The following is a 15870-nucleotide window of genomic DNA, read 5'->3' as shown; positions in this document are numbered from 1 at the left end:
TTCCCTCCCCCCCACTTGCCCCTATACAAAGGACGGCGGGCCAATTGCCTGTCGATGAAATAATGACCGAGCAGACAATCGTGCCCCAAACCGACGCCAAACCCGTTCCGACATTGCCCGACGCGCAAACCGTCACATCTGTAAAACACTGGACGGATCGGTTGTTTTCCTTCCGCGTGTCGCGCCCCGCATCGCTGCGGTTTCGGTCGGGTGAATTCGTGATGATCGGGTTGATGGGCGACCCAGACCCGAAAACAGGCAAGCAACGGCCACTGTTGCGCGCCTATTCCATTGCGTCGCCGTCATGGGACGAAGAGCTGGAGTTTTATTCGATCAAGGTGCAAGACGGGCCTTTGACCTCGAAATTGCAGCACATCCAGCCCGGCGATCAGATTATTCTGCGCCCCAAGCCTGTTGGCACGCTTGTGCATGACGCGCTGTTGCCCGGCAAACGTTTGTGGTTGTTTGCCACCGGCACCGGCTTCGCGCCTTTCGCATCGCTGCTGCGCGAGCCTGAAACCTATGAAAACTTTGATCAGGTCATCGTGACCCACACCGTACGCGACCTGGCCGAGCTGGATTACAGCCGCAGCCTGATCGAAGACATCCAGAACGACGAAATGATGCACGAGCTGATCGGCAAGGAGAACCTGGCCAAGATCGTCTATTACCCAACCACAACCCGTGAACAAAGCCCCAAGATGGGCCGCATCACCACGCTGCTGGAAGATGGCACTGTCTTTGCCGATCTGGGCATTGATGGGATCAACGCGGAAACAGACCGTGGCATGGTCTGCGGTAGCCTCGCTTTTAACAAGGACATCAAGGAGGTCCTTGAAGGTTTTGGACTTGAAGAGGGTGCGAATTCGGACCCCAAGCATTACGTGGTCGAAAAGGCGTTCGTCGGCTAAACAACTTTAGCCCCAAGACATGAAAAAACCGCGCCCTCTTACGAAGGCGCGGTTTTCTTTTGTCCGATGTTTCGGATCAGATCACATATCCAAAGCTTTGCGGATACGACCAAGGATCGCTTCCAACGCTTCGGGGTTGTCTTGTGCTGCGGTCAGGCCACGCTTGAACATGGTCTTTTGCAACTCGGGCAAGGAAGACTGATCAACAAGAGCTTGAGCCTCATCCAGATCGAACCCTGCAACTGTCGTCGCATCAGCAGATACGCCCGCGTCGACGGCTGGCGTCTCTACGGTTGCGTCTGCAGCCGCGTCCGCTGTTGCCTCGGCGGCAGTGTCTGTTGCTGCATCGACCGATGCTGCTGCATCTGTCGCGGCGTCTTCAGCGGCGGTCACGGCATCAGAAGCGACGTCGACTGCGTCAGATGCTGCTTCAGAAACGGCTGCTGCGGCGTTATCTGCGGCTTCAGCAGCTGCGTCTGTTGCCTCGGATGCTGTTTCGGACACGGCGGCGGCTGCGTCAGACGCGGCTTCCTCTGCGGCCTCAGTTGCGGCTGTTTCGGTCTCGGAAACTGCGGCGGCTGCCTCGGATGCGGCTTCTGCTGCAGCTTCTGTTGCGGCCTCGGCGGCTTCGGTTGTGGCTTCGACTGCGTCAGCGACAGCCTCTTCGGTGGCATCTACAGCTTCGCCAACCGCAGCTGTGGCGCTTTCCAGCGCTTCGGGTGCATTGACGGCATCGGCGGCCTCGGTTGCGATCTCTTGAACCGAGCGACCAGAATACAGCATGTATCCACCAATGGCGATCACCGCTGCGATAACGATCCAGACTAGATTTTTCATGATATATGTGTCCCTTTAGACCAACTAGCTTCGTTCCTGCACACGCGAAATACGTGTCTATTCGCTCAAATGAGGCCTAGAGTGCCTAGTTGCAACCCAATTTGCCCATTTTGCTCAAGTATAGCCCATTTTGCGTCTTGAAGAAGGGCGGTGGCGGGTTTACCTTCTGGCTTCGAGAATTCGGAACAATCAAAGGACGTTCATCATCGCTCGCAGACCCCATAACGCGCCGCCACAAAGAGATACCGGCCCGCGCATTAACGAAAATATCCGCTCTAATGAAATTCGCCTTATTGGTGCCGACGGTGAAAACGTCGGGGTCGTGACACCGGGCCGCGCCATGGAAATGGCCGAAGAAGCCGGACTGGACTTGGTCGAGATTTCTCCCAATGCCAACCCGCCCGTGTGCAAAATCATGGATTTCGGCAAGTTCAAATACGAGACGCAAAAGCGCGAAGCCGAAGCACGCAAAAAGCAAAAGATCATCGAGATCAAAGAGGTCAAGTTCAGACCGAACACTGATACCAATGACTATGATGTCAAAATGCGCAACGTGTTCAAGTTTCTGGACAATGGCGACAAGGTAAAGATCACGCTGCGGTTCCGTGGCCGCGAAATGGCGCACCAGAACCTTGGCCGCGAGCTGCTTGAACGTGTGGCAGAAGACACCAAAGACGTCGGCCGTGTCGAGAACTTTCCAAAGATGGAAGGCCGCCAGATGGTCATGCTGATCGGCCCGATGCCGAACAAGTAAGCCGCTTTATCGACCCTTAACTATATTAACTACAAAAGCCCCCGCGATACTCTCGCAGGGGCTTTTTCATTTTTACCTCAATCGCTTAGCGACCTAGCGTTATTGCCGCAACAGGCCGGTGATATTGCGCACCACAGCGCGGCGGTTTGCAGGCTCAGCATCGAATGTGCGGATTTTCAGCGTGCTTTCCCCATAGCCTTGGGTGATCAGGTTGGCGGGTGGCACGTCGAAATATTCAGTCAACGCCAGTGCCACGGTTTCCGCACGGCGGTCAGACAGCGCAAGGTTATAGCCCGCATCGCCCACCGCATCCGTGTGCCCCTCGACCAATATCACCGTGCGCGGATCTTTGCGAATGGCATCGCTGATTGCCGTCCCGATTTTAGCCAGCGATTTCGCCTGCTCGGGTCGGATCGCCGCAGACCCGGTGGCAAAGCGTACCGCGTCCAGTTCGATTTGCGGGGCCAACGCACGTACCTGACGAATGTCGCGCACCTGACGCAGCGAATAGCGCTGTGCCTGATCGCCGCGCAGCTGGGTTTCCAGCGCAAGACGCAACGCCTCTTCGTTCTGCTCGCTGGCCAGCGTGTTGCGCTGCTCAATCTGCGGCAGTTCGTTTACCACAACGCGGCGTTCTTCACGGGTGCCATCAAATAGCACGTATTCATCGCCCTGCGCGTCAATGTTAATGCGGCGCAAAACGGTGCCGTCGCGGCCCAAAATAGTTACGACCTGGCTGCCGTCGGGTTTGGTCACCGTTGTACGCGCAGACCCGTCGTTAAAGGTTTCGCGACGGACCTCATCACCGGCCTGGCGGACCAACGCATCATCATCCTTCAGCACCCGCAAATCGCCATATTGATCTTCGACTACCAGCCGATCGCCCGAGTTGCTGACAACCTTGGATCCGTTTTTCAACACCGCGCCGACTGCAACGGCCCCAAGACCCAACAGCAGCGCTTTTTCAAACTTGCTCATGCCGTCATCTTCTTGTGACGCGGCCTGCGGGGCGGCATTCGAAGATGCGTCGGCAGAGCTCTCACCCGTTACTTGGGTCTCAAACTCCTGATCGGAACTGCGGGTTTGTGCGGCGGTGACTTCCTCTGTCTCTACCTGCGCCTCTGCTTCGCCACTATCGGCAGCTGCAGCGGCCTCAGCGGCGGCAGACGCCTCGGCAGCGCGTTGCTCTAGGCGTGCTTCCTCTGCCTCTTGCTGCGCGGCCAGATCGGCGTCGGTCTGTTCTTCGGTTTGCGAAGCTTCGGCTTGTGGCGCGGCAGTCGCTTCCGCTTGCTGTTGCGCTGTTACTTCAGCTGGTGCCGCTTCCTCTACAGGAACGGCTTCTTTCACGGCCTCTTGGGACGCAGCCTGATCTGCCGCCTCTTGATCGGCGGCGGCTTTCGCTTCCGCATCCGCTGCGATTTGTGCGGCGATGGCTTCTTCCTGCGCCGCCGCTGCTGCGGCTTCAATCTCTGCCGTCGCCGCGTCGGCTTCCTCTGCTAAGGTTTCAGCCGCGTTTGTCGCAGCCTCAGTTTCTGCCTCTGCATCCGCTTCCGCCTCGACGCTCGCCTCGGCCTCAACTGCGCCCGTCCCGTCGATCACACCAGACACAACGCCCTGCACCTGATCGGCCAGTTGCTCAGCGTTCAGCACCTCGGTGCCATCCGCCAACACGCAAGGGAACACCGCTTCGGCACCTTCTGGCGCACAGTCAACCGTTGCTGATTGGGCAAACCCGCCCGAGGGTAACGCCAGTGCCACACAGATCGTCAAAGACGTCGTCGATTTCAAAACCTTAAACATTTCATATCCTTGTGAAATTACACTTCAACGCCGTTCGGGCAGCGCTTGGTGCTAAACACATGTCAGATGCTTCGGTTCCAAAAACCGCGAACAGACAGGGAAAAGCCGCCTTTGATCGCTCAAAGACGGCTTTGCCATATAGATTGCCTGTTGGTTTAGCTCAGCGCGGCCACCGCCCGCTTGGTCATGACGCCCACCAAATGCGCGCGGTAGTCGCCCGATCCATGCAGGTCGCTGATCATGCCGCTGCCATCCACGGTCAGCCCTTCAATGGCCCCAGCGTCGAAATTCGACGAAAGCGCAGCCTCGGCATCAGTCCAGCGGAACACGCCGTCTTCCGACGCGCCCGTCACCGCGACGCGCACGCCATCGCCGAACTTGGCGACGAATACGGCGACCAATGGGAAACGCGAGGCCGGCTGGATGAACTTCTCGTAATGCGCCTTTTCGGGGATCGGGAACTTCACTTCCGTCACGATCTCGCCCTCTTCCAGCGCGGTAGCGAACATCCCCTCAAAGAAATCATCCGCTGCAATTTCACGCGCGTTGGTCACAACAGTCGCGCCGCTGGCCAGAACGGCCGACGGGTAACAGGCGGACGGGTCATTGTTCGCGACCGATCCACCGATTGTGCCACGGTTGCGCACCGCCGGATCGCCGATCCGTGCCGCCAATCCGGCAAGTGCGGGATACTGCGCGGCCGCTTCTTTCGCGACCACCGCATGAAGCGTGCCACCGCCGATACAAAGACGCCCCTGATCATCGGTGCAGATGCCCTGCATCTCGTCGATACCACGAAGCGACACCAAGACCGACGGCATCGCCAAACGCGCCTTGAGTGTCGGAATCAAAGTCTGGCCGCCGCTCATTGGCTGCGCCTCTTCACGCCCCAAGGCCGCAACCGCATCCGCGATGCTGGTCGGCTTTTCTACATCAAAATTATACATCTTCCGTCCTTCCAAAAACTTGGCAGGTTTTCCCTGTCCTCGTCTTCATTTTGCCAAATAAACTCCGGGGGTGTGGGGGCTGGCCCCCACCTCCCGTCGTCTCAAATTATCCGTTCATCGCCGCCCACACGCGCGCGGGCGTCACGGGCATGTCGATATGGCCGACATCCTTGCCACCCGACCGCATCGCGTCCAGTACCGCATTCACCACCGCGGGCGGCGACCCAATCGCCCCCGCCTCGCCGCAGCCTTTCACGCCCAAGGGGTTGTGCGTGCAAGGCGTCTGGCAGGAATGATCGACCGTATAGAATGGCAGATCGCTGGCACGTGGTATCGCGTAATCCATGTAGGATGCGCTCAGCAGCTGGCCGTCGCTGTCATAGGTACAGTTTTCCATCAAGGCCTGACCGATGCCTTGGGCCAACCCGCCATGCACCTGACCTGTCACAATCATCGGGTTCACGATATTGCCAAAGTCATCAGCCGCCGCGAACCGTTCGATGGTGACCTGACCGGTTTCCGGGTCCAGCTCGACCTCGCAGGCGTAGGCCCCTGACGGGTATGTAAAGTTCGCCGGATCGTAAAATGCCGTCTCCTCCAGACCGGGTTCGATGTCCTCCAGCGGATAGTTATGCGGCACATAAGCGGCAAGTGTCACATCGCCCCAGGCCACAGATTTATCCGTACCAGCGACGCTGAACGCGCCATCCTTAAGCTCGATATCGCCCTCGGACGCTTCCAACAGATGCGAGGCGATCTTCTTGGCCTTGGCGATAATCTTTTCCGTCGCGCGCACCATGGCAGAGCCACCTACAGCGAGGGATCGCGACCCGTAAGTCCCCATACCCATTGGCGTATTCGCGGTATCGCCATGCACGATCTCGACCATTTCCTCCGGGATGCCGATCATCTCGGCGATCACTTGCGGGAACGCCGTCTCATGACCTTGGCCGTGGCTGTGCGATCCGGTCATAACCACCAGACCGCCAGTCGCATTCACCCGTACTGTGGCGGATTCGTACAGACCGGCCCGTGCACCAAGCTGACCCACAAGGTTCGACGGCGCGATGCCGCAGGCCTCGATATAACAGTTCACCCCGAAACCGCGCAGCTTGCCCTTGGCCTCTGACGCGGCGCGGCGGGCATTGAACCCGGCCATGTCTGAAATCTCTTCCAGCTTGTCCATGGTCGCCACGTAATCGCCGGTGTCATATTCCACCGCCACGGGCGTGGCATATGGGAATTCGGTGATAAAATTCTGACGCCGCAAGGCAATCGGATCAACGCCCAGCTCATGCGCGCATTTATCCACCAGACGTTCCAGCTGATAGGTCGCCTCGGGGCGGCCCGCGCCGCGGTAGGCATCAACGGGAACGGTGTTGGTGAACACGGCCTTGACGTTCACATAGATCAGCGGCGTTTTATAGTTGCCTGCCATCAATGTGCCGTGCAGCCATGTGGGCACCGACGGGGCAAAGGTCGACAGATAGGCACCCATGTTGGCGTAAGTATCTGTGCGCAAAGCAGTAAAGTTGTTATCCGCATCCAGCGCCATCTGGATTTTGGTGACGTGGTCGCGGCCATGGGCGTCGGACATGAACGCCTCGGACCGGCTGGATGTCCATTTAACCGGGCGATTACAGGCCTTGGCAGCGAAGGTGCAGAACGCTTCTTCTTGGTAGTGGAAAATCTTGGTGCCAAAACCGCCGCCCACATCCGGGGCCACAACGCGCAGTTTATGTTCAGGAATACCAAGAACGAATGCCCCCATCAGCAATCGGATGACATGCGGGTTTTGCGAGGTGGTATAAAGTGTGTGATCGCCGGTGCCGCGGGCGTAATCGCCAACAGCGACCCGTGGTTCCATCGGGTTGGCCACCAAACGGTTATTGACCAGTTCCAGCGTGGTGACATGGGCCGCGTCCTTGAACGCCTGATCGACGGCACCTTTGTTTTCCTCAACAAAACCCCAGTCGTAGCACAGGTTCGACGTCAGATCGTCGTGAACCTTGGGCGCGCCGTCTTTCACGGCCTCTTTCATATCAACGACGGCTGGGAGCTCTGAAATATCCACTTCGATGGCTTCAGCGGCATCGCGGGCCTCGCCCAAAGACTCTGCCACAACGGCTGCGATCGGTTCGCCCACATGACGCACTTTGCCATGTGCCAGAACGGGGTGGCGTGGCTCTTGCATCGCTTCGCCATGCTTGTCCGTCACCTGCCAACCGCAAGGGATCGATCCGACCGCCTCGAAATCCGCGCCGGTGAAAATCTTGACCACGCCGGGCATGGCTTCGGCCGCCGATGTATCCACTGAATTCAACGTACCATGCGCGATATCCGAGCGTAAAAAGAACACATAAGCCTGACCATTCAGGTTGATATCGTCGGTGTAATTGCCTTCGCCCGTCAAAAACCGGACATCTTCGCGCCGCTTACTGCTGGCACCAATTCCGCCATCCTTTGGCATAATATTATCCTCCCTATGGGGTGCCGCATGTGCTGGGCACCATCGCGTTTGCAGGTTTTATTCTGTTGGTGTGGCGCCACCCAGAACCGCAGGGATACGCCTTGTTGCTTGCGTGTAATTGCGTCTTTCTCATGCCTCCCCGCACAAGATCGACGCGGCGCTTTTACTCAGCCGCCAACGCGCTGACGTCCTGACCTGATGCGGCCATGATTGCTTTGACGATATTGTGGTAACCGGTGCAGCGGCAGATGTTGCCGTCCAGATAGTGGCGCACTTCGTCTTCGGTTGGCTTGGGGTTGTCTTTCAGCAGTGCCGAGGCAGACATGACCATGCCGGGGGTGCAAAAACCACATTGCAGCCCGTGATGATCCTGAAACGCCTGCTGGATTACGCTCAGCGATCCATCGGCATTGGCCATGGCTTCGATGGTTTTGACATCCGCCCCTTCGGCTTCAACCGCCAGCATGGTGCAGGCTTTGACGGCTTCGCCATCCACATGCACGACGCAGGCACCGCATTGGCTGGTATCACAGCCGACATGCGTTCCCGTCAGGTTCAGGTTTTCACGCAGAAACGACGCCAACAATGTACGGCCCTCAACCTCGCCAGACGCGGGCTTGCCGTTCACGGTCATTTTGACCTGTGTCATAGATATCCTCCCTTAAGTGTTCTTGATCTCGTTACGGCAAGTTAAGCATGCCACCCGCCAGTTGAGAACAAAAATTTTTTGCAATGCATGATTTTATGGGGAAATTTCGTGCAAATAGCGCTCATTAACCCCGGCGCGGTTGGGGTCGGGTCACAATTTCCTTGAGCAATCCACCAACGCCCATCGCCGCAATGTCACGGTCGGTCACAGCAATCCCGCAGGCGATCCGCGCCAAGACCCAATCCGCGCCATTCAGCGCAGGAGACCGCGCGCAACCGGGCAAGCCAATCACTTGGTGCGATCCTAGCGCGCCCAGAAACAGCAGGTTGCCCGGATCAACGGGCATGCCGAACCGTTCGACGGTGCCACCAGCGGCGCGCAAGGCAGACGGGGCAACATCATCAGTATCCGAGGTGGCCGATCCGGTCAGGATCAAAACCAGTGCAGTGTCAGCCGATTTGATCGCAGCACTTAGCGCCGCCGTCTGATGCGGCACCATGACAACATCCTTGAGCGTGATATTCAGCGCGGCAAGCCGGTTCGCGATGGCCTCGCGGCCCTTGTCCCCTGCCCCTTTCGCGATCTCGGTGATGATCAATGTCGCGTCTGGCAACACGGGCGGCGCAAGGCGGATTGCCCCACGTCCCGTTGTGCAGGCCCGCGCCAGATCATCCTGATCGACGCCATATGAGATAATCTTGATCGTCGCGACCATACCGCCATTCGCCATCTGCTGGAACGGCGGTACCGTGGCCAATGTGATCATCGGATGAACCGAATTAACCGCCTCAAGGGCGGCGACATCCAGTACCGACACCCCCGGCCCCTTAGCCATGAGGTTCACACGGCCAGTAAAGGCGTTGGTCATCTCAAGATGCGGGTGGTCGGCCAGCAGCGCTTGCGCAAGTTGCGCCGCAGCGGTGTTTTCATCCACGTCGCTGGCGGCCAGTTGCGCCACCGTGATCTGTGCGACCCCAGCGGCCAGCAGGTCGGCGATGTGGGTTTCATCCAGCCGCAATCCCTTGCGCAGCCGCCCAGCGGGCAAAGCGACGGAATGCGCCAAAAGCGCGCCCGCTGCATCTTGCGTGGCGACGGACCCGAACTTCACGGTTTTCTCAGGCTTTGGACCATCTGCGCGAGGGTCGCCACGGCAATCTCGGGCGGGCCAGCAGCCCCGATATCAAGACCAATCGGCCCCGCGATCCGCGCGATGTCATCGGCGCTGAACCCCGCCGCCGTCAGCCGCTCCACCCGGGATGTATGGGTGCGTTTGGACCCGAGCGCCCCAATGTAGAACGCGGGCGAGCGCAACGCGATGTGCAACGCCGGATCGTCCAGTTTTGGGTCATGGGTCAACAAGACCACAGCGCTGCGGGTGTCGACGCCGACCTGCTCAAGCGCCGCATCGGGCCAATCGTTAATTACCTTTGCCTCGGGAAAGCGTGCTTGCGATCCAAATGCCTCGCGCGGGTCGATCACCACAACGTCAAATCCAGCAATCTGGGCCATCGGGGCCAAGGCTTGGGCGATATGCACAGCGCCCACGATAATCAGGCGCAGCGGCGGGTTGTGGATCGCGACAAATGTATCGCCATCTTCCTCAACGCCCGAGCGGTCCATCCGAAAACGGTTCTCATACCCCTCGCTCACCAGACGCGCATTGCCGCCCGACAGCGACACCGCATAGCCGATTGGCGCGCGCGCGGCACGTGCCTTGACCAGATCGGCCAGAATATCAAAAGGCATGCCCGCATCGCCAATCGGCTCCACCAGCACGCGGATTTTACCACCACAGGCCAGCCCAACCGCGAAAGCGTCGCCATCGCTGACTCCGTACTCCAAGAGGCGCGATGTACCGTCTTCGACGGCCTCCAACGCCTCGATCACCACGGCACCTTCGACGCAGCCGCCCGAAACAGACCCCTGCATTTCGCCATCACCGGATATGGCCAGCTGCGCACCCACGCGGCGCGGGGCCGACCCCCAAGTTTCAACCACCGTGGCCAATGCGGCACCGCGGCCCGCTTGCGCCCATGCATAGGCGCGTTCTGGTGCGTCTTCAAAGATGTCCATCGGGGGTGTCTCCGGTTTTGCGGCGCGGTGCAGTTCAATATATGTAGTGCGTCATCGGCAATCGCTCAATCAGATAACTTGCACGCCGCCGCGCGCACTACTACATCTGGGCTAACACAATCGAACGGAGCCGCCCCAATGCCAATGCAAGCCAGCGATATCGAAAGCCTTCTGCGCCAGACCTTTCCCAATGCTAAGATTGAGGTGCAAGGCGACGATGGTGTCCATATGGCCGCAATGGTCATCGACGAGAGCTTTCGCGGGATGAACCGCGTACAACAACAACGCGCCGTCTATGGTGCCCTTAAGGGGAAAATGGACGGACCCAACGGGGATCTGCACGCGCTGGCCCTGACCACCAAGGCCCCCGATTAACCCCAAGGATTAACCCCAAGGAGCACGCCCAATGGACCTGACACTTGTCGTTATACTGGCAGTTCTGGTGCTGATTGTGGCGGTGCTGCGCGGCCTGCAATCCCTGCGTCATACCCGCGATACCGAACGCGGGTCGCTTCCCGGCAAGGGCTATCACGAGATCGAAACAACCTATCACTCTGGCGGCGGCGGGGGCGGACATCAGACCACGTACCGCATTCCCAAGGACCCGCAAGAATACGCCAAACGCTTTATACCAAAGGACAAATCGAAATGACCGACACGGCAACACAGATCAAAGAGACCATCACAGCCAACGACGTTGTGCTGTTCATGAAGGGCACAAAATCCATGCCGCAATGCGGGTTTTCGTCCCGTGTGGCAGGGGTGCTGAACTATATGGAAGTGGAATATGCCGACGTGAACGTGTTGGCCGACGAAGCCATGCGCCAAGGTATCAAGGATTTTTCCGATTGGCCCACCGTGCCGCAGTTGTATGTCAAAGGCGAATTTGTCGGCGGCTGTGACATCATCACCGAAATGATGCTGTCGGGCGAACTGGACACGCTGCTGGCTGAAAACAACGTCAAATTCGACCAAGACGCCGCGGAGAAAATCCGCGAAGCCAACGGTTGATTGCATAACGGGGCTGGCGCGAGCGGCGTGCCAGCCTCGTTGACTTACGTAAGCGACCTGCTTCGCCCCTTTGGCGCGAATGCCGACGAAACGCCGTGGTTTCGCTTTGGCTGAAATTATTTCCGCCAGCCCCCATTCTCCCCTTGTACAAGCGCCCTACTGATCCCCATTTGTGATCGCGGCAGGCTGATTGCCCGGGGATTTTCACTTTGGATTACATCTATGTTGCGGCCGGGCTCTTGGGCCTGTTCTTGGGCGGTGAAGCCTTGGTGCGTGGAAGCATTGGCATTGCGCAACGGCTGGCGATTTCACCGCTGTTGATCGGACTGACAGTCGTAGGGTTCGGCACCTCAATGCCCGAATTGCTGGTGTCGATCGAAGCGGCGTGGCGTGGTGTACCCGACATTGCCGTTGGTAATATCGTGGGGTCCAACATCGCCAATATCGCGTTGATTATGGGGCTTACCGCGCTGGTTTGGCCCATCCATATCACAGGTGCCACCTTGCGGCGCGACACGGCTGTGATGGTTCTGGCCGCCGTGGTTTTGGTACCGGTTTTTATGACAGGGCAGATCGGCAGACCAGCGGGCGTGATGCTGTTGGCGGGGCTGACTGGCTACCTAGTGTGGACGTATTTGCGGCCCGGTGACATGACCGAGGACGACACCCTTAGCGCAGAAAAACCCAGAGTGCTCATATCCGCATTATGGGTGGTCGCCGGTTTTATCGCCTTGCTTTTCGGGGCGCGGTTTTTGGTGGATGGCGCAGTGTCCATCGCCCGCGACGCGGGCCTGTCCGAGGCATTCATCGGGCTGACAATCGTCGCGGTGGGCACATCCCTGCCTGAATTGGCCACCTCGGTGGTGGCGGCGTTCCGGCGGCAATCCGAAATCGAAATCGGCAACGTGATCGGGTCGAACATCTTTAACGTCTTTGGCATCCTGGGCGTCACAGCCGTGATCCAACCCATTCCGGTCGCAGCCCGTTTCCTAACCTTTGATCTGCCTGTGATGGTCGCACTGTCGCTGATGATCACCGCAATCCTGCTAACGCGTCCAGTGATCGGGCGGGCCATGGGGCTGGCATTTTTGCTCGTATATGTGGCGTATGTGATGGCGGCGCAGGGGTAATCCCCCTGCCCGTCCCATCGCCGGTAGCGTGCAACAGTCTGCCTAGGTCACGAGTTATAGCGGGTTAGCTTGCCGCTTTTTCCTCGATCTCTTGGGCCAAAGCCTCGGCGCGGGCGGCCATTTCGCCCAGACCCTCCGTGACCTCTTGTGGCACAACGGGCACCTCAATGCGTTCCGGTTCGACCACAGTATCGCGCAGTTTTGCCAGTTCTGCCTCGCGCTCGGCCAGCTGTGCCTGCACTTCGGCGACTTTATCTTCAACGCTGGCGGTTTTGTCGGCCAGCAACAGGCCCGCCATCAAGAGCATCCGGGCCTCTGGCATCCGGCCCACTTGGTCCGATAGCACCTGCGCCTCGTCATCAAGCATTTTGGCGGCGGCGTGCAGATAGCTTTCTTCGCCGTCTTGGCAGGCGACCTCGAACTGGCGACTGCCAATGGAAATGGTAACTTCGGGCATCAATGATACTCCTGCGCGGATTCAACGAGGGGCGAAAGGGCAGACAAGATCGCCTCTGCCTCGGCGATTTGGGCCGTGCGCGCGGCGCGCAAGGCATCCAGCTCGGCCTGCATGGCCTTGTTGATCAGTTCCGGATCGCCCACACCTTCTTCGTTCGCATCCCGCAAGGCGGCGCAGGCCTCGGAGAGCTTTGCGTTTGCCCCGCGCACCTGCTGCAATTCAACATCCAGTTGCTCAATTCGGGATTGAGCTTCGCCCTCCTGGGCAAGCTTGGTTTCCATCTCGGCAATTTTTGCCTCGGCCTCTTCCAGTTTGGTTTGCGCCTCTGTTGCGGCGGTCTCCATCTGTTCGTTCAGGGCTTTAATCCGCTCGGTCAGTTGCGCGTTAGCTGTGCGTTCGTCTTCCAGATCCTGCGACAGGTCTGGCACGTCCTCTTTGACCGGTGCCAGATTTTCCAAACCGCGCGATGCGCGCTCCATCGCGGCCATAATTCGGCCCTGCAATTGTTCAATGTCGCTCATGCCCTCATGCCCTCGCAAGTTGCTTAGCCCAGTTTGCCAACCATCGAATCGATGGTCAACGCTGTTGCCGTCGATCCTACCTAAACCACAAGCGGATTACTGCCCCTTTAAGAACAACATCTTGGCGCCGCATTTTCACACATGCCCTGTGATGGGGTTGTGGCCCTTGATCTTTGCGGGGTGGCTGGTATTCATCCGGCAAATGTTAATCCCCCTTATAAGGAAGCAACACCGTGGACTTGAACGCACTTGCGAAAGCGAATCCTGAGCATTGGTCTAAAGCGACCGCCATTCGCGCCCTGACGCTGGACGCCGTCGCCGCCGCCAATTCTGGCCACTCCGGAATGCCCATGGGTATGGCCGATGTTGCAACCGTGTTGTTCGAAAAACACCTAAAATTTGATGCATCTAACCCGCTGTGGCCAGACCGCGACCGTTTCATTCTGTCGGCGGGCCACGGGTCGATGTTGATCTATTCGCTGCTGCATCTGGTGGGCGACGCGCAATTCCCCCTCGAAGAGCTGAAAAACTTCCGCCAGATGGGCGCGCGCACGGCGGGCCACCCCGAAAACTTCCTTGCAGACGCGATTGAAACAACCACCGGCCCCTTGGGTCAGGGGATTGCGAATTCCGTGGGCTTTGCGATGGCCGAAGAAATCCAGCGCGCCCAATACGGCAAGAAAATCGCAGATCACTTTACCTATGTGATCGCTGGCGACGGTTGCCTGATGGAAGGCGTCAGCCAAGAGGCCATCGCATTGGCCGGCCGTCACAAGCTGAGCAAGCTGATCGTGATGTGGGACAATAACAACATCACCATCGATGGCCCCGTCACCCTGTCCGACACCGTTGATCAAGTGGCGCGCTTTAAGGCCGCCGGTTGGCATGTCGTTGAAATCGACGGCCACAACCCCGATCAGATTGATGCCGCCCTGACTGAGGCTCGCAAATCCGATCTGCCGTCGATGATCGCTTGCAAGACCCACATCGCCTTGGGCCACGCCGCACAAGACACGTCAAAGGGTCACGGTGCCTTGACCGATGCAGATCAGATGGCCGCCGCCAAAGCCGCCTATGGTTGGACAACTGGCCCGTTCGAAGTGCCCGCCGATGTGAAATCCGCATGGGAAGCCATCGGCGCGCGCGGCGCAGACACGCGTAAGGAATGGGAAGAGCGTTTCGACGCCATGTCCCGCACCAAGCGCGAGGAATTCAACCGCGCATTGGCAGGCGATGCGCCCAAGAAACTGTCGGCCACCGTCAAGGCGTTCAAAAAACAGATATCTGAATCCGCACCGAAACTGGCCACCCGCGCCAGCAGCGAAAAGACGCTTGAGGTCTTGAACCCGCTGTATTCGGAAACCGTGGGCGGATCGGCTGATCTGACCGGTTCGAACAACACCAAAACCGCTGATCTGGGCGTGTTCGACATCGACAACCGTGGTGGGCGCTATGTCTATTGGGGCATTCGTGAACATGGCATGGCATCCGCGATGAACGGCATGGCTTTGCACGGCGGCATGCGCCCTTACGGCGGCACGTTCATGTGTTTCACCGACTATGCCCGCCCTGCGATGCGCCTTGCCGCGCTGATGCAAGTGCCAACCGTGTTCGTCATGACACATGACAGCATCGGTCTGGGCGAAGATGGCCCAACCCACCAGCCGGTCGAGCATCTGGCGATTTCACGCGCGACGCCGAACACCTATGTGTTCCGTCCCGCCGATACGATTGAAACCGCTGAAGCATGGGAAATCGCGCTGACCTCAAAGGACACGCCATCCGTGCTGTCCCTGACCCGTCAGGGCCTGCCCACCGTGCGCCTTGAGCATAAGAACAAGAACCTCACCGAACAGGGTGCTTACGTTCTGGCCGATGCCGAAGGCAAACGTCAGGTAATCCTGATCGCCACCGGTTCCGAGGTCGAGATCGCGTTGAAAGCACGTGATATCTTGCAAGAGCAAGGCATCGGCACCCGCGTTGTCTCCATGCCCTGTATGGAGCTGTTCGCCGAGCAAGACGAAGCATACCGTCGCCGGGTTCTGCCCGCCGGTCCCGTGCGCGTCGGTGTCGAAGCTGCCGTGCGTCAGGGCTGGGATCGCTGGCTGACCGGAGAGCGTGGCAAATGGAACAAAGCCGATTTCGTCGGCATGGACCGTTTCGGTGCATCCGCCCCGGCCAACGAGCTGTTCGAGAAATTCGGTATCACGGCGCAGAACGTGGCCGACACAGCCAAGGCGCTGCTATAAGTCAGCCCGTCTTTCAGACATTAAAAAGGGGGCCGCGATGGCCCCCTTTTGCGTTCCGGAT

General features: G+C 58.8%; 16 protein-coding genes. 7 read left to right on the top strand and 9 right to left on the bottom strand.

Annotation, left to right across the window (positions count from 1 at the left end; translation table 11 throughout):
* Nucleotides 1-62 precede the first annotated feature (62 nt).
* Nucleotides 63-911 (top strand): ferredoxin--NADP reductase, encoded by an 849-nt coding sequence (locus BM347_RS02430; protein ID WP_093914816.1) that lies wholly within the window; start codon nt 63-65, stop codon nt 909-911.
* A gap of 81 nt (nt 912-992) precedes the next feature.
* On the opposite strand, the gene BM347_RS17425 is transcribed toward BM347_RS02430, so the two are convergent.
* Complete coding sequence (locus tag BM347_RS17425) at nt 993-1748, bottom strand: translation initiation factor 3 (protein WP_139226440.1); 756 nt, start codon at nt 1746-1748, stop codon at nt 993-995.
* Nucleotides 1749-1878: 130 nt separating this feature from the next.
* Between BM347_RS17425 and infC the strand changes: the two genes are divergently transcribed.
* Nucleotides 1879-2502 carry a translation initiation factor IF-3 gene (infC, locus tag BM347_RS02420; RefSeq protein WP_425442433.1) on the top strand — a complete coding sequence of 208 codons (624 nt, stop codon included), beginning with the start codon at nt 1879-1881 and terminating at the stop codon, nt 2500-2502.
* Nucleotides 2503-2601: 99 nt separating this feature from the next.
* On the opposite strand, the gene BM347_RS02415 is transcribed toward infC, so the two are convergent.
* The 6 genes from BM347_RS02415 to BM347_RS02390 all read right to left on the bottom strand — a co-directional run bounded on the left by BM347_RS02415 (nt 2602) and on the right by BM347_RS02390 (nt 10441).
* Nucleotides 2602-4302: an OmpA family protein gene (locus BM347_RS02415; RefSeq protein WP_093914815.1), complete on the bottom strand. Its 1701-nt coding sequence runs from the start codon at nt 4300-4302 to the stop codon at nt 2602-2604.
* A gap of 155 nt (nt 4303-4457) precedes the next feature.
* Complete coding sequence (locus BM347_RS02410) at nt 4458-5249, bottom strand: FAD binding domain-containing protein (RefSeq protein ID WP_093914814.1); 792 nt, start codon at nt 5247-5249, stop codon at nt 4458-4460.
* A 106-nt stretch (nt 5250-5355) separates the two neighbouring features.
* Nucleotides 5356-7719 (bottom strand): xanthine dehydrogenase family protein molybdopterin-binding subunit, encoded by a 2364-nt coding sequence (locus BM347_RS02405; RefSeq protein ID WP_093914813.1) that lies wholly within the window; start codon nt 7717-7719, stop codon nt 5356-5358.
* Between the two features lie 163 nt (nt 7720-7882).
* On the bottom strand, nt 7883-8368 hold the full coding sequence (locus BM347_RS02400) for a (2Fe-2S)-binding protein (protein WP_093914812.1): 486 nt from the start codon (nt 8366-8368) through the stop codon (nt 7883-7885).
* A gap of 124 nt (nt 8369-8492) precedes the next feature.
* A complete protein-coding gene (locus tag BM347_RS02395; RefSeq protein ID WP_093914811.1) occupies nt 8493-9476 on the bottom strand; it encodes a molybdopterin-binding protein in 984 nt (327 codons plus the stop codon).
* A complete protein-coding gene (locus BM347_RS02390) occupies nt 9473-10441 on the bottom strand; it encodes an XdhC family protein (protein ID WP_093914810.1) in 969 nt (322 codons plus the stop codon). Before BM347_RS02390 ends, BM347_RS02395 begins: the two co-directional genes overlap by 4 nt.
* A gap of 138 nt (nt 10442-10579) precedes the next feature.
* On the opposite strand from BM347_RS02390, the gene BM347_RS02385 reads away from it, so the two are divergent.
* The 4 genes from BM347_RS02385 to BM347_RS02370 all read left to right on the top strand — a co-directional run bounded on the left by BM347_RS02385 (nt 10580) and on the right by BM347_RS02370 (nt 12582).
* Nucleotides 10580-10816 carry a BolA/IbaG family iron-sulfur metabolism protein gene (locus tag BM347_RS02385; RefSeq protein WP_093914809.1) on the top strand — a complete coding sequence of 79 codons (237 nt, stop codon included), beginning with the start codon at nt 10580-10582 and terminating at the stop codon, nt 10814-10816.
* 31 nt (nt 10817-10847) lie between these two features.
* Nucleotides 10848-11093, top strand: a complete 246-nt coding sequence (locus BM347_RS02380) for a hypothetical protein (protein WP_093914808.1) — start codon at nt 10848-10850, stop codon at nt 11091-11093.
* Nucleotides 11090-11452 carry a Grx4 family monothiol glutaredoxin gene (gene grxD / locus BM347_RS02375; protein ID WP_093914807.1) on the top strand — a complete coding sequence of 121 codons (363 nt, stop codon included), beginning with the start codon at nt 11090-11092 and terminating at the stop codon, nt 11450-11452. The genes BM347_RS02380 and grxD overlap by 4 nt, the downstream gene beginning before the upstream one ends.
* Nucleotides 11453-11661: 209 nt before the next feature.
* Nucleotides 11662-12582: a calcium/sodium antiporter gene (locus BM347_RS02370; RefSeq protein ID WP_093914806.1), complete on the top strand. Its 921-nt coding sequence runs from the start codon at nt 11662-11664 to the stop codon at nt 12580-12582.
* A gap of 64 nt (nt 12583-12646) precedes the next feature.
* Here the strand turns inward: BM347_RS02370 and BM347_RS02365 are convergent, their stop codons facing one another.
* Both BM347_RS02365 and BM347_RS02360 read right to left on the bottom strand, forming a co-directional pair.
* Nucleotides 12647-13039 carry a cell division protein ZapA gene (locus BM347_RS02365; RefSeq protein ID WP_093914805.1) on the bottom strand — a complete coding sequence of 131 codons (393 nt, stop codon included), beginning with the start codon at nt 13037-13039 and terminating at the stop codon, nt 12647-12649.
* The gene (locus BM347_RS02360; RefSeq protein WP_093914804.1) at nt 13039-13560 is read right to left on the bottom strand and encodes a hypothetical protein; all 522 of its coding nucleotides are present in this window, start codon (nt 13558-13560) and stop codon (nt 13039-13041) included. The genes BM347_RS02365 and BM347_RS02360 overlap by 1 nt, the downstream gene beginning before the upstream one ends.
* 233 nt (nt 13561-13793) lie before the next feature.
* On the opposite strand from BM347_RS02360, the gene tkt reads away from it, so the two are divergent.
* Nucleotides 13794-15809 (top strand): transketolase, encoded by a 2016-nt coding sequence (gene tkt, locus BM347_RS02355; protein WP_093914803.1) that lies wholly within the window; start codon nt 13794-13796, stop codon nt 15807-15809.
* Nucleotides 15810-15870 lie beyond the last annotated feature (61 nt).

The sequence above is a fragment of the Sulfitobacter marinus genome, from assembly GCF_900116285.1.
Classification (GTDB): Bacteria; Pseudomonadota; Alphaproteobacteria; order Rhodobacterales; family Rhodobacteraceae; genus Sulfitobacter; species Sulfitobacter marinus.
Note: the sequence above shows the minus strand (reverse complement) of the source record. Positions and strands in the feature narration are given on the sequence as shown.